This window comes from Enterococcus sp. DIV0840 (assembly GCF_050527835.1).
Taxonomy (GTDB): Bacteria; Bacillota; Bacilli; order Lactobacillales; family Enterococcaceae; genus Enterococcus_L; species Enterococcus_L ureasiticus.
On the sequence record NZ_CP172876.1, the window covers coordinates 273,228 to 297,979 of the forward strand.

The window sequence follows — 24,752 nt, forward strand, 5'->3', positions numbered from 1 at the left end:
ACAAGAAAAGCAGAAAAAAACTTTAATCTATTGTAGAAAAATTTTAAAATATTAATTAAACTGGGGGAAATAAAATGAAAAAGAAATTCTTAGCAATTGCAACGGTATCAATGATCGCACTGCTTACTTTAGGTGCGTGTGGTAACAACGGGAAAAAAGCGACAGATGGTTCAGCTTCTAAAGAATCAAGTTCTGATGTAGCAACAACAATCACAGTAAAAGATTCAAATGGTTCAGTAGAAGTACCTAAAAATCCTAAAAAAGTCGTTGTTTTTGATAATGGCTCATTGGATACAATGGACGCATTGGGTGTTGGCGATACAGTTGTCGGTGCTCCAACAAAGAATTTACCTGAATATTTAGCTGACTACAAAAAAGTAGAATCAGCTGGTGGAATCAAAGAGCCTGATTTAGAGAAAATCAACAAAATGAAACCTGACATGATCATTATTTCTGGACGTCAACGAGATTTCCAAGATAAATTAAGCAAAATCGCACCAACAATTTATCTATCAGTCGATGCTAAAGACACATGGAACTCTACGAAGAAAAACATCGAAACGTTAGCTGAAATTTTCGATAAAAAAGATGAAGCGAAAACAAAAATTACTGATTTAGAAAAAGAAATTGCAGATGTTAAAGAAAAAGCTGAAGCAAGTGATGAAAAAGCATTGGTAGTCTTAGTAAATGAAGGACAACTTTCAGCGTATGGCACAGGTTCTCGTTTCGGTATCGTTCATGATACATTCGGCTTCAAGCAAGCAGATGATGCCATCGAAGCATCCACTCATGGCCAAAGCGTTTCTTATGAATATGTTTTAGAAAAAAATCCAGATATCTTGTTTGTTGTTGACCGTACGAAAGCAATCGGTGGCGATGATACGAATGATAATGTAGAAAATAATGAATTGGTAAAACAAACGAACGCTGGCAAAAATGGTAAAGTTATTTCTTTACAACCTGATGTTTGGTACCTAAGTGGTGGTGGATTAGAGTCTACGCACTTGATGATTGAAGATGTACAAAAAGCGTTGAAGTAATCTTTACTAAATAAAAAATCGGGACATAGGTCATTATCCGACCTATGTCCCGATTTTTTAATAGAGTATCAAAAACTGATTATAAACTAAATTGATCTTCTCTTTTTTTCTTAGTGAAATAAACGGCTGCAATTAAGGTTACACCCATAGAGACTACGAATGAGCTAGTTTCAGTTTCACCTGTTTCAGGTAACTTTTTATGCTCTTTTTTAGGGTTCTCTGTTTTAACTGGAACTTGATTTAATAGGTTAGGGACTGCTGCTGTTTGAATACTTGGTGTTGGGTCAGCAGGCGTAGCAGGTACTTCGACTATTTTTTTATACGTAGCAACAAAGTTTTGATCTTCTAAACCATATGTTCCACTGAATGTTGTAGAAGGATTTGAATAGGTTGCTTGAGAAATTCCTAAATATTCATAACCAGCCACTTCAGGTGCAGTAATAGTGAATGTATCGTTAAATTTACCAGCTTGGGAAACAACATCTCCTAATGGTACACCGTTTTCATCGACACAAACTACACTAACGGTTGTTTGTACACGGTCATAACGATAAGTGACAGACTGTTCAGTTTCTGTAAACGTACCGATATTGTTAAGAGGTGGTTCTACTAGTGTATAACCTGGAATGTTTTTTGGTTCAGTCGTATAACCTTCACCAACAAACCCTCCTAAAATAGTCACTGCTTGTGTAAGTTCGTTTCCTAAGTCATCGAGGTGAAGAACAAAGACATTTCCGCCGACGATCCCAGCAAGTTGTCTAACAGTAACAGAAATATCATAACTACTTGTAGCAGAACTTGGGAATGTTAGTTGTAAGCCTAACTGACCAGTAGCGTCTGCAATTGGGATTGCCAGCGCATCTGAAGTTGAAACAAATTCATACTGTCCTGCTGGTAAAGGCAATTTAATGTTAGTTGTTGAGCCTGCTTCGCCAGTAATAGGAAGATTTTGAATAATGCCCGTTGTCTGATCTATAAGACTAACAGTCACTGTTACATTAGTAGCAGCTTTTTCTTCTTTAGGTTGTTCTTTCTTTTCAGCTTCTTTTTCAGCTTCAGGTTTAGCTTCTTCTTTTGTAGGGTCTTTTTCTGGTTTGTTTTCAGGCTTAGTTTCTTCTACTGGTGTTTCAGGTTTAGTTTCTGATTCTGGTTCTGGTTGCTTCTCAGGTTCAACCTCTTTTTCAGCTTCAGGCTGTTCTTTTTCAGGTACGACCTCTTGTTGTTGCTCTGCTGGAACTGATGGTGTTTCTTCAGCAAGTGCACATTGTGCATTCAATAATGTTGGCGCTAGTAAAGTTACCAATGCTAAACTAGCAAATCTTTTGTTTTTTTTCATTTTCCCTTCTCCTCCTAGATAGTATCAAATCATTTTGATACCAATTAAAGTATACCATTATCAAGTGTGAGCTTTTTATCGAAAAAAGACATTATTTTATAAGAAATAGAGAACAATGTAATGGATTGTAATTCAAGTGTTAAGTTTTTTCGACACAGGAGAGTGATGGAAATAGAGCGTTTACAAGTCTTGATCGAAGGCTATATGGATCTGGTAAATTAAATAAACGGATAGAAATCTTTGTTGACTCTCACTAAATTTTTATGCTACAATCCATATAATACATTATCTATTAAAATTAAATGTGAAGATAAGGAAAGTATTTTCCAGATAACTCAAAGAGAGTCTCGTTTGGTGGGAAGAGACAGTGAATATGGAAAAGAAAATGGCCTTTGAACAAATTGATCGAACACGTTAAGATCAATTCAGGTGCGCCTGTTATAACGTCTCAGTATGATTGTACTGAAAGAGTGGGCTTATTATGTAAGTCAATTGAAGGTGGTACCGCGAAAGTTGAAACTCTCGTCCTTTTATTAGGATGAGAGTTTTTTGTTGTGAATCACTACGACTGGCTCCGCCAGAGTAGATGATGAACAATACTTGGCGACCAAAGGGAGAGAAGTCACCGTACTAGTGAATCACGGTCCACCGTTTCGAACTCCCAAATTCTAAGAGCAAAAACTTAAAGAATGGAAGGCCTATGACAGGGCTCCGCCAGAGTAGATGATGAACAATACTTGGCGACCAAAGGGAGAGAAGTCACCATACTAGTGAATCACGGCACTCCGCTTCGAACTCATTGTTGTAAAACACGAAGAAAAAAGTGATTCGATGATGAACAATACTCAGCTTTTCTGACATCTACACAAAAAGGTAGGAGTAGTTAATGTATACAGATACTGAAGGGGGAAACAAAAATGAAGAAAAAGTTATTAGTCGTAAGTGCAGTATTAACGGGATTATTACTAACAGCATGCGGGGGCAACGACAAAAAAGAAACGGCTAAAAGCGAAGACGGGACAATCGCAACAAGTCAAAAAATCGAAATCAGTTCACCAGCACCACTTTCAACATTAGATACAACACAAACAATGGATAAAAACACCTTTACGATCGTTCAACATCTTTTTGAAGGGCTGTATCGTTTTGATGATGATAGTACACCGATTCCAGGATTGGCAGAAAAAGTCGAGATCAGCGAAGATGGCTTAACGTATAAATTTACACTCAAAGACGATATAAAATGGAGTAATGGTGAGCCGATCACGGCACAAGATTTTCTTTATTCATGGAAGAAACTAGTAACACCGGCAACGATAGGTCCAAATGCTTATTTACTAGACAACGTGAAAAACAGCAAAGCAATCCGCAATGGGGAGAAATCTATTGACGAGATCGGTCTTTCAGCACCAAGTGATAAAGAATTTGAAGTCACATTAGAACAGGCGCAACCATCATTTTTAACAGTCGTATCGATTGGTTGGTTAGCACCGCAAAATCAGGCTTATGTTGAGAAACAAGGAAAAGAGTATGCAGCTGATAGTGACCATTTAATATACAGCGGACCCTTTATCTTAACGGATTGGGATGCTTCATCTGATACATGGACATTAAAACAAAACCCAGAATACTACGATGCTGATAAAGTGAAATTAGAAGAAATTAAAGTAAACACAATCAAAGAGGAAAATACAGGAATCAATTTATATCAATCAAATGAATTAGATTTGACTAGAATCAGCGGTCAATACGTTCAACAATACAGCGACGATGCGGGTTACGTAACGCATTCAGATGTAGCCAACAATTATCTGGATTTCAACAAAAAAGAAGGAACAGCTCTTGCGAATAGTCATTTAAGAAAAGCAATTGCGCAATCGCTCGATAAAGATGCATTAACAAAAAGTGTGCTTAACGATGGCTCAAAACCATTGAACGGTTTGATTCCGAGTAACTTATACAAAAATCCTGAAACGTCTGAAGACTTTAGAAAATTTAGTGGCGATCATTTGGTTCATGACATGAAAAAAGCACAAGCTGAATGGGAAAAAGCCAAAGCTGATTTAGGAGATAAAATCAAGTTATCATTATTGGTTTCTGATGATGATAATGGGAAAAAAATCTCTGAATATGTGCAAAGTCAATTACAAGAAAACTTGAAAGGCTTAGAAATCACGATCAATGCACAACCAAGAAATAATCTATTACAAACACGTAAAGATAAAGACTATGAACTTTCATTGTCTGGCTGGATCGCGGGTAGTAGTGATTTAGATTCTTATTTTAACTTATATGCTGGGGAATCTGCGTATAACTATGGTTCATACAAAAATGCAGATTACGATAAACTAGTCACGGACGCACGTACGATTAATGCCAATACACCAGATAAGCAATTTGATGATTATAAAAAAGCAGAAGATATTTTATTAGATCAAGATGCTGCTCAAGTACCACTTTATCAAAGTGCGTCTAATTATTTGATTAATCCAAAAATCAAAGGGATTAGCTATCACCTATACGGCGACTATTTCAACCTGAGAACAGCTTATTTAGAAGAATAAAAAACACTATATGGGTTAAAAATTTGAAATGAAAGAGGTATACGATGACTGGATTATTAGAACGATTTATCCGATATGTTAAAGTCAACACTCGCTCTGATGCCACAAGTCAGACAGTTCCGACAACACCAGGGCAAGTGGACTTTGCAAGAATCATCGAAAAAGAATTAGCAGAAATTGGACTTTCTGATATTCACTACAATGAAAAAAATGGTTTCTTAACAGCTGCTTTACCTGCAACCACAAATGAGAAGATACCGACGATTGGGTTTATTGCGCATTTGGATACAGCTGATTATAACGCTGAGAATATTCAGCCCAACATTTTTCCCAATTACGATGGTCAAGATGTTGTACTGAATGAAAAACTTGGAATCATCATGACAACCGAAGAGTTTCCCAATCTTAAAGAGTATATCGGTCAAACCTTGATCACAACCGATGGAACGACCCTTTTAGGAGCAGACGATAAAGCTGGAATCGTAGAAATTTTAGATGCAGTTGAGTATCTATTGGCCCATCCTGAAATTCCTCATGGAGAAGTATTACTTGCTTTTGGACCAGATGAAGAAATTGGACGTGGTGCAGATCGGTTTGATGCGGCGAATTTTCCAGCAGCATTTGCTTATACGATAGATAGTGGCAGAGTCGGTTGCTTTGAATATGAAACGTTCAACGCGGCACAAGCTGTGATCATGATCGAAGGGACAAGTGTCCATCCAGGAACAGCATATGGAACGATGGTCAATGCAATCAAATTGGGTGAGAAAATAGATGCTCAATTACCTCAAGCGGAAGTTCCAGAAAAAACACGTGGATATGAAGGATTTTATTTACTGACAAAATTTGTTGGAAGCTTAGACCATGCTGAGCTGACGTATATCATTCGGGATCATGATAAGGAATTATTCCAAAAAAGAAAAGACCAACTTACTGAGATTGTTAGCAAGCTAAATGAATCATTCGACAAAGAACGAATCACGATTGACTTTCTGGACCAGTATTACAACATGAAAGAAATCATCGAAAACGATATGACCCCTGTAGAACTTGCTGTTAAAGCAATGGAAAAACTAGGAATCAAACCAGATATCCAACCTTTCCGTGGCGGAACGGACGGGTCGAAAATCTCGTTTATGGGTATTCCAACCCCTAATTTATTTACGGGCGGGGAAAATTTTCATGGGCAATATGAATTTATTACGTTAGAGTCAATGGCGTTAGCTTCTAAAACGATTGTGGAAATCATTAAAGAAAACTTTCCAACCATAGAAAATAAGTGAAGCAAAAGATAAGGTAAGACAAAAGTGCTAGGCTCCAACGGAGTTGCTTTTGTCTTACCTTATTTACGTTTATACGGCCAGTTTCATTCTTGGAAAAGCTGTGCAAATTTAATGATCTTCCTTATTTAAGTTATTGACATAATCTTCTACAACGGAATATAGAGTGATTGGATTTTTTTCGTTTTGACTATTCAATTTCTCTTGCCAGCCATTGACTTCAAGTTTTTCTAGTAGTTGAGAAAGTAAAGCACCAGAACTGTAAACGATCTGTCTAAGGCGAGATTGGTCAACTTTCCCTTCTTTTATAAGAGGAATAACGGTATAAAAAGGGACATTTTTTTGATTATCAAAATACATAATGCCATAATCATAACCAACAATTTGAGAGGCTTTTATCCCAACATATTCGGCAGTTCCTTCCATCGTTTCTGTTTCTAACTCATGTTCTATAATGTTTTTGTTTGTACCTTGTATTCTATTTTTCATTGCTTCAACGTAGCGCTTGGCAAACTGATTTAACACTTTTTTATCTGTATTAGGCTTTAATAATTCCATTTGGATATCTGTTAAGACTTGATACTGTGCATCCAGTAAGTCTAATTCTTTATCAGACATATTTTCTCCGTGGAAAAATGCATCTTTCCACTTTTCTTGTGCATAATAATGGAAAGCTTCATGAGTCAAGAAAGTGATATAGTGGGAGGAGCTCCATTTTTTGTTTACAGATTCTTCCGCTGAATATTTGGTAAAAAATACATTATTATTGTGAACGTTATACTTTTCATTTTTTCCATTAAAATTTCCAGCAAATATAAATTTTGCTCTTTCTAAGCTAAGATAAGGGATACGATACACCTTTATATGGAAGGCATCTGGAAGTTTTATCTCTTTTGCAAAAGGATTATGAATATCTGTCTTTGGGTTAATTAGATAGGACGAACCAAATACTTTTTTATTAATTGCTAAAATTGTCTGTTTTTGTAAGTTGAAATTTTGCCAAACATCTTTTTCTGTTGCGGCATTATAATACTGATTATATTCTAAAAGAATCTGCTGATCTTCTTTTGACAAGTCAGAATAGTTGCTATTAATAAAGTTATTATGAATCAAATTAAATGTAACGATTAAAATAGTTAGACTGACTGTTCCAAAGATGATTCTTTTAAACAATGTCATGTTATTCCTCCTTTTGTGTTTTATAATGTTTACTCAGTATATACAAAAAGACTATAAATTAAAAGGAATAACTATACGGTGATTATTTATATTCTTATTATGAGTGTTATTTATTTGAACTTTTAAACGATAGAGTTTAATGGAATAAATAAAAAAAACTTGACAAGATTAGAATATTCTAATATGATTGTCCTCAATAGCAAAGCTTTGAGAAAGAGGAGTAACAACACTGGAACTTTTCAGAGAGCTGATGGGACTGCGAATCAGTAAGGGATGGGTTGTGAATGGACTTTCGAGCGAAATGTTGAATCTCAGTAGGCATTTTCGGGAACTCCCGTTATAGAGTAAGGTCGTTGATAGACGACTGATAAGAGGAAAGAATTTCTTTCAAACTTGAGGTGGCACCGTGAATTGTTCGCCCTCAAACCACAGATTTTGTGTGGTTTGGGGGCTTATTTTATTGTAAATGTAAAGCGTGAAAAAAGTGGTTTACAATAGAAGGTGTGTTAAGGAGAGAGAAGTAACCGTAGTAGGAATCACTACGACTGGCTATGCCAGAGTAGATGATGAACAGTACTTGGCGAGCAAAGCGAGAGAAGTTTCATTACTAGATAATCACATATTCTATCAAACTCTCAAAAAAAATAGAAAAGAGGAACTAACATGCAATTAATCAAAGAAATCCAAGCAGATTATCTAACGGCGATATCCGCATTTTTAAGAATCCAAGGAACAAACAAATGCCTTTTAGAAAGCATTCCTAGAGACAAAAGCAAAGGACGTTATTCAATCATTGCCTGGGATGCTGTTTCTGAAATCACTTGTTTGGGTCAAAAACTCACGATCAATGGGCAAACGAATACAGTAAAAGATCCATTAAAAGAAATCGAAAAACAGGTATTGAAGAGAGAAGAACTCATAAAAGAACTTCCTTTCCAAGGTGGTGCAATCGGTTATGTCGGCTATGATGTGATTGCCTGTTATGAAGATTTAGGCAAGCTGCCATTTGATGAATTAAATGTTCCTGATATCCACTTTTATCTATTCGATTCTTATTTGATTTTCGATCATGTCGGTGAAAAAATCTTTTTGGTTGAAGCGGATACTTACTCAAAACGAAGTGAAGAAGCTTTAAATGAAGCAATCAGACAGAAAGTAAATGAATTGCAAACACCAAACAAAGAAGAACAAAAGGAAATCCAGTTAAAAAAATTAAATTATCAAAGCAATTTTACCAAGGAAAGCTTTGAACAAGTAGTCGCGAAAGTAAAAGAATATATCAAGCAAGGCGATATGTTCCAAATGGTGCCCTCACAACGCTTAACAGCTGATTTTGAAGAAGAACCTTTCGATTATTACCGCAGATTAAGGGTCACTAATCCATCAACTTATCTGTATTTTCTAGATTTTGGCGAAACATACGTGATTGGATCATCACCAGAAAGTCTCGTCAGTGTCAAAAACCGAATCGTAACAACAAATCCAATTGCGGGAACACGCAAAAGAGGGCAAACGGTGGAAGAGGATTTGACTTTAGAACAAGAATTACTAACCGATGAAAAAGAACGTGCAGAGCATTTAATGTTGATTGATTTAGGTCGAAACGATGTAGGAAAAGTTAGTGAAGTGGGCTCACTTGAAGTCCCTGTTTATATGATTATTGAGAAGTATCGCTTTGTAATGCATTTAGTTTCAGTTGTGACAGGAAAACTAAAAAAAGGATTGACCGCGATGGATGCGTTAAAGGCAACACTGCCTGCTGGAACAGTCAGCGGTGCGCCAAAAATCCGAGCGATGCAACGTATTTACGAAATTGAACCAGTTAAACGAAGTATCTACGCTGGAGCGGTCGGTTATCTATCTAAAAATGATCAAGCAGATTTTGCCATTGCGATAAGAACAATGGTCATCCATAAAAATAAAGCCTACGTACAAGCAGGGGCGGGGATTGTTTTTGATTCTGATCCTACGAAAGAATATGAAGAAACACTACAAAAAGCCAAAGCACTTTTGGAGGTGGGAAAATGATTTTACTGATCGATAATTATGATTCATTTACATATAATCTAGCTCAAATGATTGGGACAGGTCACGATGTAGTAATCGTTCGAAATGATTCAGATGATATGTTTCATTTAGCAGAACAAGCGGATGCAATCGTGATTTCACCTGGTCCTGGAACGCCAGCAGAAACAGGCTATGTAAAAGAAGTGATCCAGAACTTTTACCAACAGAAACCATTATTAGGTATTTGTTTGGGGCATCAAACGATCGGTGAGGTATTTGGTGCTAAAGTGATAACGGCTAAAGAAATCCGTCACGGCAAACAATCCACTATTACAACAGAGAAAGTCAGTCGACTTTTTAAAGGAAGCGCCGATGAAGGTTCAGTTATGCGTTATCACTCACTAGTAATTGATCGAAAAACACTACCAGAACAATTCATCGTCACGGCAACAGCGACAGACGATCAGGAAATCATGGCGATCGAACACCAAACTTATCCCATTTTTGGTCTGCAATTTCATCCGGAATCGATCGGAACACCAATCGGTACGACAATCATTAAAAATTTTATCCAACTAATGGAGGAATAACGACATGAAAAGTCTATTTGAAAAAGTTTTTAGAAATGAACACTTGTCGCGTATAGAAGCGCAACAAGTAGCAGAAAAAATCTTTGAGGGCCAACTAACCGATAGTCAAATCGCAGCTTTTTTAACAGCACTAAAATGTAATGGAGAAACGGCTGAAGAAATGGCGGGAATAGCTGAAACGATCCAGCGAAAAGCAGTAACCATTGATTGTCAAAAAGAAAACGTCATGGATAATTGTGGCACCGGCGGCGATCAATCAAATAGCTTTAATATTAGTACAACCGCAGCATTCGTTTTGGCAGCGGGGGGCGTAACTGTTGCTAAACATGGCAATCGCAGTATTTCCAGTAAATCAGGCAGTGCGGATATATTTGAATGTTTAGGTGTAGATATTGCTCTCTCACCAGATAAATTAAGTACGGTATTGAATGAAGTTGGATTGGCCTTTCTCTTTGCGCCTCATATGCATCCAAAAATGAAATACGTCATGAAAGTACGCAAAGAATTAGGGACGCCGACAATCCTAAATTTGATTGGTCCGTTAACGAATCCAGTGCTTTTGAACTCACAATTAATGGGAACCTATCGACGAGACTTGCTGGAAGAAACAGCGAAAACATTGGGCGAATTAGGACGCAAACGGGCGGTAGTGGTCAATGGTTCCGGCGGATTGGATGAAGCCTCTCTTGCTGGAACGACACATTTTGCTTTGTTGGAAAAAGGGTTGATCACGATGCATACAATCGAACCCGAAGAGTTTGGTTTTGTTCGACTTCCGATAGAAGCAATTCGTGGCGGTAAAGCTGAGCAAAATACTGAGATTCTGTTGTCGATTTTGAAAAATCAAGCAAGTCCCTATTTGGATACAGTTTTATTGAATGCAGGGCTAGGTTTTTTCAGCAATGGAAAAGTATCAACTGTGCAAGAAGGAATTGTATTGGCGAAAGATTGTGTGGCGAGCGGTGCGGCTTTTGATAAACTACAACAGCTGATCCAAGTACAAAAGGAGGTTGCCTAAATGGATTTTTTAGAAAAAATTATCAATGAAAAAAAACAAGAAGTGAACCTAATGCCGTTAGAAACGGTTCAGCCACTGAGAAAAACATACTCATTTTATCAGCAAGTCAAAGATTGTCCTGAAAAAATGCACATCATCGGAGAAGTCAAACGAGCGTCTCCGTCTAAAGGTGCAATCAATTTATCCGTCAACGTGATCGAACAAGCAAAAGCTTATGAACAAGCAGGCGTCACAGCAATTTCTGTATTGACAGATGAAGTTTTCTTTAAAGGGTCGATCGAAGATTTAAGGCAAGTAACATCAGAAGTGACTATTCCTGTATTATGCAAAGATTTTATCATTGATGAAAAACAACTGATCCGTGCAAGAAATGCTGGAGCAACGATTGTTTTACTGATCGTATCGGCTTTGTCCAAACAAAAATTGGCAGAACTATATAAAAAAGCAACGGCATTGGGCCTGGAAGTTTTAGTAGAAGTTCATGATAAAGAGGAACTGCGGATTGCTGAAGCGTTATCGGCACAATTGATTGGCGTAAATAACCGAAATTTAAAAACGTTTGATGTTTCGATCGGAGTGAGCCAAACGTTAGGGGAAAAACAAAAAACAGATGCTGTATATATCAGTGAATCCGGTTTTTCAACGAGTGAACAAGTCGCTCTTGTGAAAGAAAACTATCGAGCAGTTTTGGTAGGAGAAGGGTTGATGCGGGAAACTGATCCGAAAGCGAAAGTCAAAGCATTGCAGGTCTTACGATGAAAGTAAAAATTTGTGGGTTGAAAACTAAAGAGCAGGTAGACGTAGCAGTAGCACATGGTGCAGATTATCTTGGCTTTGTCTTTGCAAAAAGTACACGTCAGATTACTCCTGAAGAAGTCAAAGAAATCACGAAGAATGTACCAAAAGAAGTTAAAAAAGTGGGAGTCTTTGTTTCGCCGATCCAATCAGAAGTGGAAGCAACCATCCAACAAGCTGGACTAGATATGGTGCAGATCCATGGCGATTTGACAACAGAAAACTATACTGTTCCGCTAATTAGAGCAATTCCAGTTAACGGAGTGGATCAAGAAAAATACATTAAAGAAACAAGCGCAGAATTTCTGCTCTTCGATGCCCCACCCAAACAATTTGTCGGAGGCAATGGTGAAGTATTCGATTGGCAGCAATTAGATACAAGCTCTATCAAAAATAAAAAAATCATTATCGCTGGCGGCCTAACCCCAGAAAATGTACAACAAGCCAAACAAAGATTCAACCCATATGCAGTTGATGTATCCAGCGGAGTTGAAACAAATGGAGTAAAAGATCCCAAAAAAATCATTGCTTTTCTAAAGAAAGCGACCTAGTTATGGGCTAGCCTTTCGGAAAAAAGATAAAACCTGAATGTGGCAAAAAACGCCACCCTCATGTTTTCCTATTTTTCATCGATGTTAAGCGGCTCATTCAGCTTTAATGCTATCTAGCTTCGCGGGCTAGCCTTTCGGAAAAAAGATAAAATATGCCTGTGACAAAAAGCGTCACAAACATATTTCCCTATTTTTCAGTCAAGGCTAAACGAGCCCGTTCAGCTTTAATTATAAGGAGGAAAATCATGTATAATCAACCAAACCAAGGATTTTACGGAGATTTTGGAGGACAATTCGTCCCAGAAACATTGATGTATGCCGTCAAAGAATTAGAAGAAGTTTATGAAGCGTCAAAAACGGATGAGGCATTTCAAAAGGAGCTGAACTATTACTTAAAACAATACGTTGGACGGGAAAATCCATTGTACTTTGCAGAACGTTTAACAGATTTTGCTGGTGGCGCTAAGATCTATCTAAAAAGAGAAGACTTGAATCACACTGGTGCCCACAAAATCAATAATACGATCGGTCAAATTTTATTAGCGAAAAAAATGGGTAAGAAAAAAGTCGTTGCTGAAACAGGAGCAGGGCAACATGGTGTAGCAACAGCTACAGTGGCGGCTTTGTTTGGAATGGAATGTACAATTTTTATGGGAGCAGTCGATGTGGCACGTCAATCACTAAATGTTTTCCGGATGGAATTATTAGGTGCTAAAGTTGAAAGTGTGACATCAGGCAGTCAAACCTTGAAAGATGCGGTGAACGAAGCGTTACGTTTTTGGGTTGCCAATGTTGAAGATACTCATTATGTGATGGGATCGGTTTTAGGTCCTCATCCATTTCCAGAAATCGTTCGAGATTATCAAAGCATTATCGGAATTGAAGCAAGACGTCAATTTTTAGAGGTAGAAAACCAATTACCTGATGCCATCGTTGCTTGTGTGGGCGGCGGTAGTAATGCCATGGGGATTTTTTATCCCTTTATCAATGATGAGGTTGCGTTGATCGGTGTTGAAGCGGCCGGCTTAGGATTAGAGACAACCTCGCATGCAGCATCGATCACCAAAGGCAAAACAGGTGTACTTCATGGAGCGATGATGAAGCTATTACAAGATGATGATGGCCAAATTTTAGAAGCCTTCTCGATTTCAGCCGGCTTAGATTATCCAGGGCTTGGACCAGAGCATTGTCATTTAAACGAAACACAGAGAGCAAGTTATGAATCAGTAACTGATCAAGAAGCGCTAGATGCCTTTAAAGTTTTATGCCAAACAGAAGGAATCATCCCAGCTTTAGAAAGTTCTCATGCCGTTAGTCATGCACTCAAAGTTGCAAAAGAACTTGGACCAGATAAACAAATTATTGTTTGCCTTTCAGGCCGTGGGGATAAAGATGTACAGCAAATCAAAGAATTATTTGAACAGGAGGCATCCCAATGAAATCATTAACGAAGCAACTAAAGGCAAAACAACAAGCAAATGAAACGATCTTTGTTCCATACATTATGGTGGGGGCTCAAGGGCTAAACCAACTAGCTGATGAAATTCAGCTACTGACAGATTCTGGAGCAAGCGCAATCGAATTAGGCATTCCATTTTCAGATCCAGTTGCAGACGGTCCTGTAATCCAAGCTGCTGGTCTAAGAGCATTAGAAAATAAAGTAACACTGAAAAAAATAATCCAGCAGCTAAAACAAATAAAAACCAAAACGCCTTTGGTGATCATGACGTATTTCAATCCGATTTTTAGTTATGGTTTAGAAACATTCATTCACGATTTGGTCAAAACAGATGTCAAAGGACTGATTATTCCAGATTTACCTTATGAGCATCAAGAATTGCTAACACCATTATTAAATGGTAGTGATATTTCATTGATTCCATTGGTTGCCTTAACAACACCCAAAGAGCGAATCCCGGAATTAGTAGAATCGGGAGAAGGATTTATTTATGCAGTAGCAGTCAATGGTGTAACAGGAACTGGTCGAAATTATCAAGAAACATTAGACGAGCATTTAGCCTATATTCAAAAAGTCAGTGATAAACCAGTTTTAGCAGGATTTGGCATATCATCTAAAGAACATGTGGAACGTTTTAGGAAAAGTTGTGCAGGTGTGATCGTAGGTAGCAAAATCGTTCAGCTACTTAGTGAAGGAAAACAAACGGAAGTCAGTGCCTTTATCAAAGAAGTAGTAAGTAACTAATTTTAGATTTCTTATTTTTTTATTTTCCTCTTGCCTCTGAGCATTTCTTTCTGTAAAGTAGTATGAAAAGTAGGTGGAATTATGGAAATTGTTATCAATCGTAATTTGATTTTTGCAGAAAACCAATATTTGGAAACCGAACGTTTGAAGTTACGTCCAGTAACATTAAGTGACGCTAACGATATGCACGAATATGCATCCGATGAAGAAACGGTCACTTATGTTTTCCCAATCCATCAGTCTTTTAAGGACACCAAAGAAAGCATTGCAAATTATTTCATGGCAGCGCCGCTTGGAAAATATGGTATCGAGTTAAAAGCAACTGGCAAGTTTATCGGAACGATCGATTTACGTGTGGTGGATCAGCATAATATTGCAGAAATCGGTTATTCTTTAAACAAGGCATTTTGGGGACAAGGCTATGTGCCAGAAGCGGCGCATGAATTACTTCGTTTAGGCTTTGAAGAGTTAAAACTGATGCGTATTTTTGCGACGCATGATATCGATAATCCTAAATCTGGCCGTGTAATGGAAAAAATCGGTATGAAAGTAGAAGGCAATATCCCGAATGCCCGGATGTGGAAAGGGAAAGTTGTTACAGATATTATTCGAGGGATCACGCTAGAAGAATGGCAAGAATTGCATAACTAAATTACAGAATAGCTCAGAGGAGAATTGAATACATGTTAATGTTTACTGAAAAAGATTTTGATGTTTTTACGATCGAAGGCTTAGACCCAAGAATGGCTGGTATTCGTTCGACAATCCAACCAAAATTTCAAGAATTAGATGATTATTTTGCTGAAAAATTAGGTGAAAAACTAGAAACGGAATTTTTTGTTCATATCGCCCAACATCGCCGTAGAACAGTTTATCCGCCAGAAAATACGTGGTCTGCACTAAGCCAGAAAAAACGCGGCTATAAAATGGAAGCTCATTTTCAGTTAGGCATTTGGCCAGACTATCTTTGTATGTGGTTATCTTTGATTGATAATCCTAAAAAAGAGAAGGAAATCGCCCAAGCTTTTTTAGACAATCAAGTATTATTTGAGCAATTGGATGCTGATTTTTATCTGTCGATCGATCATACCCAACCTGAGATCGAACGGTTGAATGAAGCGGATTTGGAGAAACATTTAATCCGTTTTCGCGATGTAAAAAAAGGTGAATTCCAAATTGGCCGAATCATTAGAAAGACAGATGATTTGTTGAACGACCCAGAAAAAGCCCGTGAGTATATGTTGAAGACGTATGAGGAATTAATTCCATTGTACCAGCTAGCGATTGGCTTACAGGAGTAAGACTAAAGATTAGAGCAGAACAAAGGTCACTATATGGACTGTTGTTCTGCTCTTTTTATGCGATATTTCAAGTTTCTAAAGCCAAACTAGACTATTGAGTTCGTTTGCAGTAAGGGAATACTGTTCAAACGAATCTAAAATAAATTGTTTTGGATCATCAATATCGATGCCTTCTCGAACCAAAATGTCAATTCCAGCAGGTGTTAAAAAAGAGCGCTCGAATTTGATAACTAAAATCGTCTCTGTAATAGTCAAGATGGACCATTTGCTACTTAAAATAGTTAAGATTCCTTTCCCTCGCCAAACAAAGTGATCTTGTTTATATGTATCTATTCCGATAATCTTTTTTTGTCGGCCTTTATTATTTTTATAAGTAACAATATCCAAAAATTCGAGGGGAGAATTTTTCGATTTTTCATATTGTATAGTAGGATCACTACGCTTTTTCGATAGCCAAAGAGGAAAATTAGTCCCTCGTATTATCCAGCGGCCCTCTAATCGTTCAGGTGAGTTTTCCATTTTTTACAATCCTTTCTATAGTTGATTTACTCTCGAAAATTAGAAACTATCTTTCATTATTAATACACAAAAAAAGCTATATAATGCATTTTTTACATTATACAGCCTTTAATAAAATGACTCCAAAAGTCAGCTTGTGATACGGGGATAATACGTTTATTGCACACCAATCTTATTCAGTGGATAATATCGAAAATAAACCACACCCACAATATCCTCTTCATCCACAAAACCAAAATAACGGCTATCATCTGCTTTCCGACGATTGTCTCCCAATACAAAATATTTCCCATCAGGAACGACAGTGCCAGGTCCTGCCGCACTATTCGCTAAAGTAAAATCAGCAGTCAAAGGCATATCATCTTCCAATGCTGCTTTAAATTCATCTAAATAAGGTTCATCATACTTTTTATCATTGATATATAATTGGTCATTTTCCATTCGAATGGTATCACCAGGCATTCCAACAATGCGCTTCACGATTCGTTTTCCATCTCGTGGACTAGGAAATGTTGCGGTATCAAATCGTTTTGGTTTGACCAAAGAGGTTTGCCACAAACGGTCTGATTCATGATAAGTTGGCTCCATCGAAATGCCCACAACTTCCACAGGTGTCAAAACAAACTTCCTCAAGAAAAGCGCAAATAGCAAAATCATAGCAAACTGCATCACTAAATAAAGCTTACCGTGTTTCTTTTTCATAAATAAACTCCTTTTTACTTAGTATTTCATATTAGTATACCAGAATAAATCGAACAAATAAGACAATTTTATGGATTATTTAATGTTTGAGCCAATTTCATAATTCACTTTTAAAAAAAGTAAACACTCATCCAATTTTAAATAAATCATTTTTAAAATGACATGACTGCTTCTTTTTTAGCTAATAATTGTGCGCAAAATGTTTTTAAATTGTAAGCCAGTTGGATTAATTGGTGTTCGACTACCACTCGTGTGGCGATAAAATAGTTCGTGCTATTAAGGCTATAATTGTCTTTAAGATAGGCATTAACGCGTTCGACTGATGTTCGCTCTTTGTAATGTTTCCGCCATGCCCGTGTACCTCGGGCTGGCTGTGAGTACTTGCGAAAGTTGTCAGATTGTTTGATTTTAATGACGGTTTGACAGAGGCCTTCATTTCTTAACGGACAATCGCGACAATGGGTTTCAGGTTTCGTAAATTTTAATGCACTGTAACGCTTATCAAAACTATCATACTTGTAACTATATTCTAGTAAGCACGTTGGGGCGTAAAAACGATCAATTTCGCCATCATTTTTAGGCACACGTTTTAAATCAATAATCGGTTCAAGTTTTAACTCATGGGCTTTTTCATAGATGGAGTGAGCGTCATAGCCTTTGTCCATTAGAACCATGGTATCTTCGATACCTAAATCGGCTACTTTCATCATTAAGGGGATCGCAACACTGACATCTGCGACAAAGGCAGACGTTGTGATGCCAGCTAAGATATATTGGCTATGGGCCGTGACGGCATAATGGGTCTTATAACCGAACCAATAATTATGTTTGCCTTGACTGTTTGCTTTCACACCCCACGAAGGATAAATCGGTAATTCTTGGCGGATCTCTTTAAGTGTCATTTCTTTTTGAACAGTTGTCGATGAGACTTTTTCGTTCTCTGTTTTTTTAGGCTTGGAATGACCGTCAACAGAGGTTGCATCGATGGCAACGATTTCCGTATAAATTTGAAATTCTTGATTGATTTTGGCCAGTAACTCGTCGTTTAATTGAACTAAAACTGTTGGGTTATCACTTAAGATTTTCATGATTCGACAGAAACTCGCTTCTGAAGGCACCCGTTCAGAATAAAGAAAGCCCAAACTTAGTTTGAAGGCGACATCTTCGTTTAATCGTTGAACAAGGGCTTTAATCGATGGAATCCCCTCAATATAGCGGGTAATCATCGCTCTAATAGCCGCCTCATAGTTGAGAGTAATGGGAGCACCGACGTGGGTTTCTTTTTGAAAGAGCAATACCATTGGATAAAAATCGATTGGGGAGAAAATATGGGCATGTCGTTCTTTGACATCAAGTTGTATTAAAATTTCTATGTCAATGAAAGTAGGTTGTTGTATAATGGTCATAAGGGAACACTCCTTTTTGATTATGCTTGTGTCGTAACTACATTATATCAAAAATGGGGAGGTTCCCTCTTTTTATTTAATTTTAACTCTTGCGCCTCAAGGGGTTGGAATTATGAAATTAGTTCGTTTAAGAAAATTACTAAAGCAGATATTTTGTCGTCATTTCTAAATTTTGCTATACTTTTTACAGAACTTATCGATTGATAAGGAGGAGGAAGAACTATGTTTTTAGCTTGGAATGAAATAACCCGCTCGAAATTACGCTATGCGCTGATCATTAGTGTGATGTTTTTGATTTCTTATTTAGTTTTCTTTTTAACAGGTTTAGCGTATGGCTTGGCTGAAGATAATCGAACAGCTGTGGATAAATGGCAGGCGGACGGCATCGTATTGTCCGATGAATCGAATACCAATATCAATATGTCGATGATTCCAATTAAGTTTATGGATGAAGTTGAAGCAAAAGAAAAAGCATCATTAGGACAAACGGCAGCTGTGATCCAATTAGACAAAAAGAATACTGAAAAAATCAATGCTAGTTTTTTTGGTATTAATAAAGATGAATTTTTAATGCCGAATGTTATTGAAGGAAAATCATTTACGAATGAAAATGAGACAGTTGTGGATAACAGTTTGAAAAAAGAAAATGACCTCAAACTTGGAGATACAATAAAACTAGCTGGTAGTGATAAAAAACTTAAAGTTGTAGGTTTTACGGACAATGCTAAATTTAATGTTGCACCTGTATTATACGTATCCACAGCTGCTTTTCAGCAAATTCGCTTTGAAAAATCGGATACTACTGAAAATGCTCGTGTGAATGCGATTGTTTTTCGTGCAAAAGACGGGAACTTAAAAAATGTTCACTTGAAAGAGGACGGCTTGGCTCGTTATAGTATCGCAACATTTATTAATAAATTACCAGGATATAATGCTCAAGTACTGACTTTTGGCTTTATGATCGGCTTCTTGATTGTGATTGCCGCGATTGTTATCGGTATTTTCATTTATGTCTTGACCATGCAAAAAGCAACGATTTTCGGGATTATGAAAGCACAGGGGATTTCTGGTTTTTATATCGCAGTCTCTGTAATCGTTCAAACGTTTGTCTTGGCCGTTTTGGGGATAACTTTTGGTTTGCTAGGTACGGTGGGAACTTCTCTCGTTTTACCAACAGCTGTTCCATTTCAAACGAATTGGTTATTCTTCTTATCAATTGGCGGGATAATGTTAGTGATTGCGGTATTAGGTGCGCTGTTTTCGGTTAGGACGATTGTTAAAATCGATCCGCTGAAGGCAATTGGATAGAAAGGGGCTAGTTTAAAATGAAGGCAATCGAATTTTTATCTGTGGATAAACAGTTTTTAGATGGTGATACGACAATTGAAGCATTAAAATCCACAGATTTTTCTGTGGAAAAAGGTCAGTTCGTTGCAGTGATCGGCCCAAGTGGCTCGGGGAAAAGTACTTTTTTAACACTTGCAGGGGGCTTACAAACACCGACTAGCGGCGAAGTTAAAATAAATAATGAAGCATTTAGTAAAGAAAATGAAAAAACACGGTCCAAAATTCGCTTCTCTGAAATTGGGTTTATTTTACAAGCATCGAATTTAGTTCCGTTTCTCACTGTGGAAAAGCAATTACGTTTGGTGGATAAAGTTAAAAAAGAAAAGACTGATGTGGATAAAGTCAACAAGTTATTAACAGAGCTTGGAATTGAAAAGTTAAAGAAAAAATACCCAGATGAAATTTCTGGTGGAGAGCGTCAGCGGGTAGCGATTGCTCGGGCCTTGTATAATGATCCGTCGATCATCTTAGCAGACGAACCGACAGCAAGTTTGGATTCGGATAGAGCTTTTGAGGTTGTAAAGATTTTAGCGCGGGAAACGAAAGAAAAAAATAAAGCAACGATCATGGTGACGCATGATCAGCGTTTGATCGATTTTTGTGACGAAGTATTTGTGATGAAAGATGGAGTGCTGGAAAAACAATGAACTTAAAAAAGTAGAGTGAAGCTGAAATCTAGCTTCGTTCTACTTTTTATATAAAAAAACCTTGTACAGCAGAGCTGTACAAGGTTTTTTTCGAAAGATCCATAATGCGATAAAAGCAAGAGAATCTTAAAGTTTTTGGTTGTAGTATTCAACGACAAGAGCTTCGTCGATATCAGGATATAATTCATCACGTTCTGGTAAACGAGTGAAGCTTCCTTCTAATTTTTCAGTGTCAAAGCTTACAAATGCTGGACGTCCAACAGTTGATTCAACAGCTTCTTTTAGAGTTACGATATTTTGAGATTTTTCACGAACAGAAATCACTTGACCAACTTCAACGTGGTATGAAGGGATATCTACGCGTTTGCCATCTACAGTTACGTGACCGTGATTTACTAATTGACGTGCTTGACGACGAGTAGTAGCAAGACCTAAACGGTAAACGACGTTATCTAAACGTTGTTCTAGTAAGATCATGAAGTTAACACCGTGTTTACCTTCTTTGATCTTGCTTGCTTTAATAAACAAGTTAACGAATTGACGTTCGTTCATACCGTACATATGACGTAATTTTTGTTTTTCAGTTAATTGCATACCGTATTCAGAAACTTTACCACGGCTGTTTGGTCCGTGTTGTCCTGGTTTGTATGGGCGACGTGCTAGTTCTTTACCAGTTCCTGATAGAGAGATACCTAGACGACGAGAGATTTTCCATGATGGTCCTGTATAACGTGACATTAAAAATTCCTCCAATAAAATAAGTTTTTTGGAGTAAAATAATCTTCTGAAAAATTCATATTCGTTCAGTTCATTCTTCAACCTTCGCCCTTTGCAGCCGTGGGTTACGCAGTTGAACCTGAAAGCCGAAGCAATCAAGGCAATGAAATGTTGACGAGCCTATTATTTTTCTGCTGCATTATTTTACACAAAGCATAGTATAGCGCAAAAGAGGGGATAACTCAAGCTTTTTATTGCGTTATCCCTAATAAACTACCAGCCACCAGATGCGCCGCCGCCACCGGAAGATCCTCCACCAAAAGAACCCCAAGAAGATCCGCCACTTCCATTGCCAGAGGAATCATTGTCTGACCAGTTACTAGAATTGTAATTGGAGGCTAGATAAGCTGTAGTTAAAATGTCTCCATTACCTGAATAAAGAGTATCACCAATTAAAATCCGGCCAAATGCTTTTTGTTGAGCAGCTGGATTTTTTAATAGTCTTCCTCTTGTAATGGCACGACGTAGACTTCTTCTCGATGAAATTAAGAATGTTTCACTTAGCATAATATAGTAAAGATCGGTTTGTTTTATTTTTTCAAGAAGTAATTGAGTATCATTTAGATCGATGTCATTAGAGTAAACGGTCATTTGTTCTTGGTATTCCTTGTAGTTTGATTTTAACCCCTTTTTTGCACGTATTAGTCTTACAATAGAGAATGAACTAACTGTTATTATAGTTGCCAACAAGATGAATAGACTTCCGTGAGCAAACCTAGCTGAGTTTTTTTGTGCTTCAACTTGATTGATTTTAGAATCTACCAAAGCCGTTTTTGTATTCATTAATGCAAAAACCTGATCCACTACTTGATTTACGGCAGTATTGTAGTTTTCTTCTTTGAATTCATCGACAACCGCATCGTCATTGATAATATTTTCAGCAACGCCATCAGGAATCACCCCTTCTAATCCATACCCAACTTCTAAACGGAATTCTCGGTCAGCCAAAGCAACCAAATATAAAACACCATTGTTTTCATCTTTGTTACCGATCCCCAACTGGTTAAAAATTTTATTGGCATAAGATTCAATGTCTTCACCCTTAGGCAGATTACGTACTGTTACGACTTCTAGCTGAGCGCCATTGGTACTAGCAGCCAATTGTTTATTTAAATCATAGATTTTTTTCTTTACTGTCGCATCTAACATATTTGCGTTATCTGAGACAAATATATTATTTTTGTTGATCACTAGATTACTATCCGTTCCATCGATAACGACAGAGTAATTGTTTTCCTGTTCAGGATATTCTTTTAAATTATCCAAATTTTCTTGTAAAACTGTATCAAATGATTTTTTCGTTTCTGTTACTTTTCCCGTCTCAATGTCTGCTCGTTCTTGTTTAAGAGAGACTAATTGTTGATCATAAGAGGCCATTTTTTCAGGATAATGCTTATCTGTTATAAAGAATAAACTAAAAAAAAACCACAAGATAGAAAGATCCACAATAAAATGACCGTAAAAATCTCGTTTCTTCTTTTTAAAGAGCGATAATGAGAAATAATTTTTTGATTTAATTGTTGCGGTTGATTATTTTGAACGGATCGATACATAAGAACCTGCCCCCTTCCCCAAAGAAGATACCAAGCTTTCTTTTACATTATTATTTACCACCAACAAAACTGTTTTCACTTTCATTCACATAATACTCCTTCCTTGGAATCATTGAGTGTTAATACTACTATTTTACCATCAGATAAAATAAAATCATCCTACTTAAGATGCATTTTCATTGTCTTTTTAAAAGATTTAGTTGGAATTTTCAGCTTAATTTGTTATCCTATGAAAAAAAGTGATACTTTGTATGAAAAAGCACTAGACAAAACCCGTGCTGGTCTTTAGAATGGTAAAGGATGTTTTTGAAAATGTAATATGAAAACAAATTGAAAAGGAGAAACACAATGAAACCTGTATCGCCATTATTTGAGCAGATCGACAAATCAATTAGTAAAAAAATGAACTTATTTCAAAGTAGTTTTATGCGTTACGCTTTTCGTGCAATGCTAGCTTGTATGTTTTTAACATTAGGAACGGCGGTTGCCTTTGCGATTGCAATTAAAGGCGAAGGAATGGTACATGGCTTAGGCAAAATTCTGTATGCCTTTATGTTCAGCTGGTCACTTGTTATGATTCTTTATATGAATGCGGAACTTGGAACATCAAATATGCTTTATATGACAGTTGGGGTTTACCGTAAAAAGATCAATTTCTCTTTTGCAGCGAAGATTTTATTTGCATGTATTTTCTTTAATTTAGTCGGTGGCGTTCTTTTTGGCTACTTGATTTCGTTGACAGTTCCTTTCCAGGATTTACCTGCTGACAGCTTTTTCTTTACATCAATTGCTGGTAAATTAGATAAAACAACTACACAAATTTTAGTTGAAGGAATGTTTGCTAATATCGTAGTAAACACAGCCGTGTTAGTAAGTATGCGTATGAAAGATGATGCTGGTAAAGTTGCCGCAATCATTTTCATCATCTTTATTTTTGCTTTCTTAGGTTACGAACACGTTATCGCCAACTTCCCAGCATTTAGTTTAGCGTATTTCGCTTCTCACGGAACAATGGCGGCAATGACAGTTGGTAGCGTAGCACACAATCTATTCTTTGCTTTGATCGGTAACTTTATCGGTGGTGGCTTAGTGATGGGCTTGGGTTATGCATGGTTGAATAATGCAGATACAACATATTTAGATTAGAAGTTGAAACGGAGTTATTTCTGTTTCACTGTTTATAGGGCTGGAACGGAAATTATTTTCGTTTCAGCTTTTTTTGATGTGAGAAGCTATTTGAAGTAAAATAGAGGAAAGAAGAAAAAGGGGCAATGAAATGAATAAAGTTGTTTTTCCAGAAAATAAAGAAAAAGCTGAACAAATGGCAGCCTACATGAAAAATTTATTTCCTTTTGCAGGTGTTACGGCACCAGAGCGCGCGGTGTTAGAGAAAGAACTTTTGAAAGCTAGCAAGAAACTACCGTTTATGGAGTTGTTTGATTTAATCAATTTTTACTATGGCAAACCTGAACGAGAATACCAGTATTTAGCGATTGATTTAGCAACAGTTAATGTAAAACGCTTCTCTTTTGAAGAAGTCTTATGCTTTAAGCCTTTTGTGATCGATAAAGCCTGGTGGGATAGCGTTGATTCTTGGCGTAAGTTTTTTGGACTTTGGGGATTTTATCATTTAGAGGAAATGCCTCAGCTATTTGAAGCCTTTTTTGGTGAAAAAGATTTTTGGCATAGGCGAATTGCAATCAATCTGCAACTGTTATATAAAGAAAAAACAAACACTGTGTTATTGAAAAAAGCCATTATTTATGATAAAACTACAGATGAGTTCTTTATTCAAAAAGCAATTGGCTGGTCCTTGCGTCAATATAGCAAAACAGATCCTTTATGGGTCCAAACCTTGATCGAGACAACCGAATTAAGCCGATTAGCTGTTAGAGAAGGCAGTAAATATTTGCCAAAACCATAGAAAGCGAGCGAGT

23 protein-coding genes and 2 other annotated features are annotated in these 24,752 nt (G+C 37.1%); of the genes, 16 read left to right on the top strand and 7 right to left on the bottom strand.

Features of this window, described 5'->3' with window-relative positions:
* Positions 1 to 74 precede the first annotated feature (74 nt).
* Positions 75 to 1,040 carry a siderophore ABC transporter substrate-binding protein gene (locus IGL98_RS01320; RefSeq protein WP_206912784.1) on the top strand — a complete coding sequence of 322 codons (966 nt, stop codon included), beginning with the start codon at positions 75 to 77 and terminating at the stop codon, positions 1,038 to 1,040.
* A gap of 79 nt (positions 1,041 to 1,119) precedes the next feature.
* Here IGL98_RS01320 and IGL98_RS01325 read toward each other — a convergent pair whose 3' ends face one another.
* On the bottom strand, positions 1,120 to 2,376 hold the full coding sequence (locus IGL98_RS01325) for a MucBP domain-containing protein (protein ID WP_206912520.1): 1,257 nt from the start codon (positions 2,374 to 2,376) through the stop codon (positions 1,120 to 1,122).
* Between the two features lie 298 nt (positions 2,377 to 2,674).
* Positions 2,675 to 2,909: a binding site (T-box leader), on the top strand.
* A gap of 384 nt (positions 2,910 to 3,293) precedes the next feature.
* Here IGL98_RS01325 and IGL98_RS01330 point away from each other — a divergent pair.
* Positions 3,294 to 4,940, top strand: coding sequence for a peptide ABC transporter substrate-binding protein (locus tag IGL98_RS01330; protein WP_206912522.1), 1,647 nt, complete (start codon positions 3,294 to 3,296; stop codon positions 4,938 to 4,940).
* A gap of 44 nt (positions 4,941 to 4,984) precedes the next feature.
* Entirely contained in the window at positions 4,985 to 6,223 is a 1,239-nt protein-coding gene (gene pepT, locus IGL98_RS01335) for a peptidase T (protein ID WP_206912524.1), read from the top strand.
* A gap of 108 nt (positions 6,224 to 6,331) precedes the next feature.
* Here pepT and IGL98_RS01340 read toward each other — a convergent pair whose 3' ends face one another.
* Positions 6,332 to 7,399, bottom strand: coding sequence for a hypothetical protein (locus IGL98_RS01340; RefSeq protein WP_206912527.1), 1,068 nt, complete (start codon positions 7,397 to 7,399; stop codon positions 6,332 to 6,334).
* Positions 7,400 to 7,597: 198 nt separating this feature from the next.
* Positions 7,598 to 7,825: a binding site (T-box leader), on the top strand.
* 237 nt (positions 7,826 to 8,062) lie between these two features.
* Here IGL98_RS01340 and trpE point away from each other — a divergent pair.
* The 9 genes from trpE to IGL98_RS01385 all read left to right on the top strand — a co-directional run bounded on the left by trpE (position 8,063) and on the right by IGL98_RS01385 (position 15,864).
* On the top strand, positions 8,063 to 9,427 hold the full coding sequence (gene trpE / locus IGL98_RS01345; RefSeq protein ID WP_206846942.1) for an anthranilate synthase component I: 1,365 nt from the start codon (positions 8,063 to 8,065) through the stop codon (positions 9,425 to 9,427).
* A complete protein-coding gene (locus tag IGL98_RS01350; protein ID WP_206846944.1) occupies positions 9,424 to 9,996 on the top strand; it encodes an anthranilate synthase component II in 573 nt (190 codons plus the stop codon). Before trpE ends, IGL98_RS01350 begins: the two co-directional genes overlap by 4 nt.
* Before the next feature lie 4 nt (positions 9,997 to 10,000).
* The gene (gene trpD, locus IGL98_RS01355; RefSeq protein WP_206846945.1) at positions 10,001 to 11,014 is read left to right on the top strand and encodes an anthranilate phosphoribosyltransferase; all 1,014 of its coding nucleotides are present in this window, start codon (positions 10,001 to 10,003) and stop codon (positions 11,012 to 11,014) included.
* Positions 11,015 to 11,773 (top strand): indole-3-glycerol phosphate synthase TrpC, encoded by a 759-nt coding sequence (gene trpC / locus IGL98_RS01360; protein ID WP_206912529.1) that lies wholly within the window; start codon positions 11,015 to 11,017, stop codon positions 11,771 to 11,773.
* On the top strand, positions 11,770 to 12,360 hold the full coding sequence (locus tag IGL98_RS01365; RefSeq protein ID WP_206846948.1) for a phosphoribosylanthranilate isomerase: 591 nt from the start codon (positions 11,770 to 11,772) through the stop codon (positions 12,358 to 12,360). The genes trpC and IGL98_RS01365 overlap by 4 nt, the downstream gene beginning before the upstream one ends.
* A gap of 245 nt (positions 12,361 to 12,605) precedes the next feature.
* Positions 12,606 to 13,799, top strand: coding sequence for a tryptophan synthase subunit beta (trpB, locus tag IGL98_RS01370; RefSeq protein ID WP_242590252.1), 1,194 nt, complete (start codon positions 12,606 to 12,608; stop codon positions 13,797 to 13,799).
* Positions 13,796 to 14,563, top strand: coding sequence for a tryptophan synthase subunit alpha (gene trpA / locus IGL98_RS01375; RefSeq protein WP_206912530.1), 768 nt, complete (start codon positions 13,796 to 13,798; stop codon positions 14,561 to 14,563). Before trpB ends, trpA begins: the two co-directional genes overlap by 4 nt.
* Before the next feature lie 81 nt (positions 14,564 to 14,644).
* Entirely contained in the window at positions 14,645 to 15,214 is a 570-nt protein-coding gene (locus IGL98_RS01380) for a GNAT family N-acetyltransferase (protein WP_206846950.1), read from the top strand.
* Positions 15,215 to 15,246: 32 nt separating this feature from the next.
* Positions 15,247 to 15,864, top strand: coding sequence for a DUF1054 domain-containing protein (locus IGL98_RS01385; protein ID WP_206912531.1), 618 nt, complete (start codon positions 15,247 to 15,249; stop codon positions 15,862 to 15,864).
* Positions 15,865 to 15,939: 75 nt separating this feature from the next.
* Here IGL98_RS01385 and IGL98_RS01390 read toward each other — a convergent pair whose 3' ends face one another.
* The 3 genes from IGL98_RS01390 to IGL98_RS01400 all read right to left on the bottom strand — a co-directional run bounded on the left by IGL98_RS01390 (position 15,940) and on the right by IGL98_RS01400 (position 18,491).
* Complete coding sequence (locus IGL98_RS01390; protein ID WP_206846952.1) at positions 15,940 to 16,383, bottom strand: hypothetical protein; 444 nt, start codon at positions 16,381 to 16,383, stop codon at positions 15,940 to 15,942.
* A 156-nt stretch (positions 16,384 to 16,539) separates the two neighbouring features.
* Complete coding sequence (gene lepB, locus IGL98_RS01395; RefSeq protein ID WP_206846953.1) at positions 16,540 to 17,085, bottom strand: signal peptidase I; 546 nt, start codon at positions 17,083 to 17,085, stop codon at positions 16,540 to 16,542.
* Positions 17,086 to 17,237: 152 nt separating this feature from the next.
* Positions 17,238 to 18,491 (bottom strand): transposase, encoded by a 1,254-nt coding sequence (locus IGL98_RS01400; protein ID WP_206847206.1) that lies wholly within the window; start codon positions 18,489 to 18,491, stop codon positions 17,238 to 17,240.
* Positions 18,492 to 18,713: 222 nt separating this feature from the next.
* Between IGL98_RS01400 and IGL98_RS01405 the strand changes: the two genes are divergently transcribed.
* A complete protein-coding gene (locus tag IGL98_RS01405) occupies positions 18,714 to 19,799 on the top strand; it encodes an ABC transporter permease (protein ID WP_206843694.1) in 1,086 nt (361 codons plus the stop codon).
* Between the two features lie 17 nt (positions 19,800 to 19,816).
* Positions 19,817 to 20,485: an ABC transporter ATP-binding protein gene (locus IGL98_RS01410; RefSeq protein ID WP_069646874.1), complete on the top strand. Its 669-nt coding sequence runs from the start codon at positions 19,817 to 19,819 to the stop codon at positions 20,483 to 20,485.
* Between the two features lie 126 nt (positions 20,486 to 20,611).
* On the opposite strand, the gene rpsD is transcribed toward IGL98_RS01410, so the two are convergent.
* Together rpsD and IGL98_RS01420 are read right to left on the bottom strand one after the other, a co-directional pair.
* On the bottom strand, positions 20,612 to 21,223 hold the full coding sequence (gene rpsD, locus IGL98_RS01415) for a 30S ribosomal protein S4 (RefSeq protein ID WP_069646873.1): 612 nt from the start codon (positions 21,221 to 21,223) through the stop codon (positions 20,612 to 20,614).
* Positions 21,224 to 21,475: 252 nt separating this feature from the next.
* Positions 21,476 to 22,693 carry a TPM domain-containing protein gene (locus IGL98_RS01420; protein ID WP_242590185.1) on the bottom strand — a complete coding sequence of 406 codons (1,218 nt, stop codon included), beginning with the start codon at positions 22,691 to 22,693 and terminating at the stop codon, positions 21,476 to 21,478.
* 470 nt (positions 22,694 to 23,163) lie between these two features.
* Here IGL98_RS01420 and IGL98_RS01425 point away from each other — a divergent pair, with 470 nt between their 5' ends.
* Positions 23,164 to 23,961, top strand: coding sequence for a formate/nitrite transporter family protein (locus tag IGL98_RS01425; protein ID WP_206843699.1), 798 nt, complete (start codon positions 23,164 to 23,166; stop codon positions 23,959 to 23,961).
* 130 nt (positions 23,962 to 24,091) lie between these two features.
* Positions 24,092 to 24,739, top strand: coding sequence for a DNA alkylation repair protein (locus IGL98_RS01430; protein ID WP_206843701.1), 648 nt, complete (start codon positions 24,092 to 24,094; stop codon positions 24,737 to 24,739).
* The last annotated feature ends 13 nt before the right edge of the window (positions 24,740 to 24,752 follow it).

What these genes read in the sequence shown, in the direction of transcription:
- IGL98_RS01320 (WP_206912784.1), top strand. Translation starts at nt 75, where the DNA reads ATGAAAAAGAAATTCTTAGCAATTGCAACGGTATCAATGATCGCACTG.
- IGL98_RS01325 (WP_206912520.1), bottom strand. Translation starts at nt 2,376, where the DNA reads ATGAAAAAAAACAAAAGATTTGCTAGTTTAGCATTGGTAACTTTACTA.
- IGL98_RS01330 (WP_206912522.1), top strand. Translation starts at nt 3,294, where the DNA reads ATGAAGAAAAAGTTATTAGTCGTAAGTGCAGTATTAACGGGATTATTA.
- pepT (WP_206912524.1), top strand. Translation starts at nt 4,985, where the DNA reads ATGACTGGATTATTAGAACGATTTATCCGATATGTTAAAGTCAACACT.
- IGL98_RS01340 (WP_206912527.1), bottom strand. Translation starts at nt 7,399, where the DNA reads ATGACATTGTTTAAAAGAATCATCTTTGGAACAGTCAGTCTAACTATT.
- trpE (WP_206846942.1), top strand. Translation starts at nt 8,063, where the DNA reads ATGCAATTAATCAAAGAAATCCAAGCAGATTATCTAACGGCGATATCC.
- IGL98_RS01350 (WP_206846944.1), top strand. Translation starts at nt 9,424, where the DNA reads ATGATTTTACTGATCGATAATTATGATTCATTTACATATAATCTAGCT.
- trpD (WP_206846945.1), top strand. Translation starts at nt 10,001, where the DNA reads ATGAAAAGTCTATTTGAAAAAGTTTTTAGAAATGAACACTTGTCGCGT.
- trpC (WP_206912529.1), top strand. Translation starts at nt 11,015, where the DNA reads ATGGATTTTTTAGAAAAAATTATCAATGAAAAAAAACAAGAAGTGAAC.
- IGL98_RS01365 (WP_206846948.1), top strand. Translation starts at nt 11,770, where the DNA reads ATGAAAGTAAAAATTTGTGGGTTGAAAACTAAAGAGCAGGTAGACGTA.
- trpB (WP_242590252.1), top strand. Translation starts at nt 12,606, where the DNA reads ATGTATAATCAACCAAACCAAGGATTTTACGGAGATTTTGGAGGACAA.
- trpA (WP_206912530.1), top strand. Translation starts at nt 13,796, where the DNA reads ATGAAATCATTAACGAAGCAACTAAAGGCAAAACAACAAGCAAATGAA.
- IGL98_RS01380 (WP_206846950.1), top strand. Translation starts at nt 14,645, where the DNA reads ATGGAAATTGTTATCAATCGTAATTTGATTTTTGCAGAAAACCAATAT.
- IGL98_RS01385 (WP_206912531.1), top strand. Translation starts at nt 15,247, where the DNA reads ATGTTAATGTTTACTGAAAAAGATTTTGATGTTTTTACGATCGAAGGC.
- IGL98_RS01390 (WP_206846952.1), bottom strand. Translation starts at nt 16,383, where the DNA reads ATGGAAAACTCACCTGAACGATTAGAGGGCCGCTGGATAATACGAGGG.
- lepB (WP_206846953.1), bottom strand. Translation starts at nt 17,085, where the DNA reads ATGAAAAAGAAACACGGTAAGCTTTATTTAGTGATGCAGTTTGCTATG.
- IGL98_RS01400 (WP_206847206.1), bottom strand. Translation starts at nt 18,491, where the DNA reads ATGACCATTATACAACAACCTACTTTCATTGACATAGAAATTTTAATA.
- IGL98_RS01405 (WP_206843694.1), top strand. Translation starts at nt 18,714, where the DNA reads ATGTTTTTAGCTTGGAATGAAATAACCCGCTCGAAATTACGCTATGCG.
- IGL98_RS01410 (WP_069646874.1), top strand. Translation starts at nt 19,817, where the DNA reads ATGAAGGCAATCGAATTTTTATCTGTGGATAAACAGTTTTTAGATGGT.
- rpsD (WP_069646873.1), bottom strand. Translation starts at nt 21,223, where the DNA reads ATGTCACGTTATACAGGACCATCATGGAAAATCTCTCGTCGTCTAGGT.
- IGL98_RS01425 (WP_206843699.1), top strand. Translation starts at nt 23,164, where the DNA reads ATGAAACCTGTATCGCCATTATTTGAGCAGATCGACAAATCAATTAGT.
- IGL98_RS01430 (WP_206843701.1), top strand. Translation starts at nt 24,092, where the DNA reads ATGAATAAAGTTGTTTTTCCAGAAAATAAAGAAAAAGCTGAACAAATG.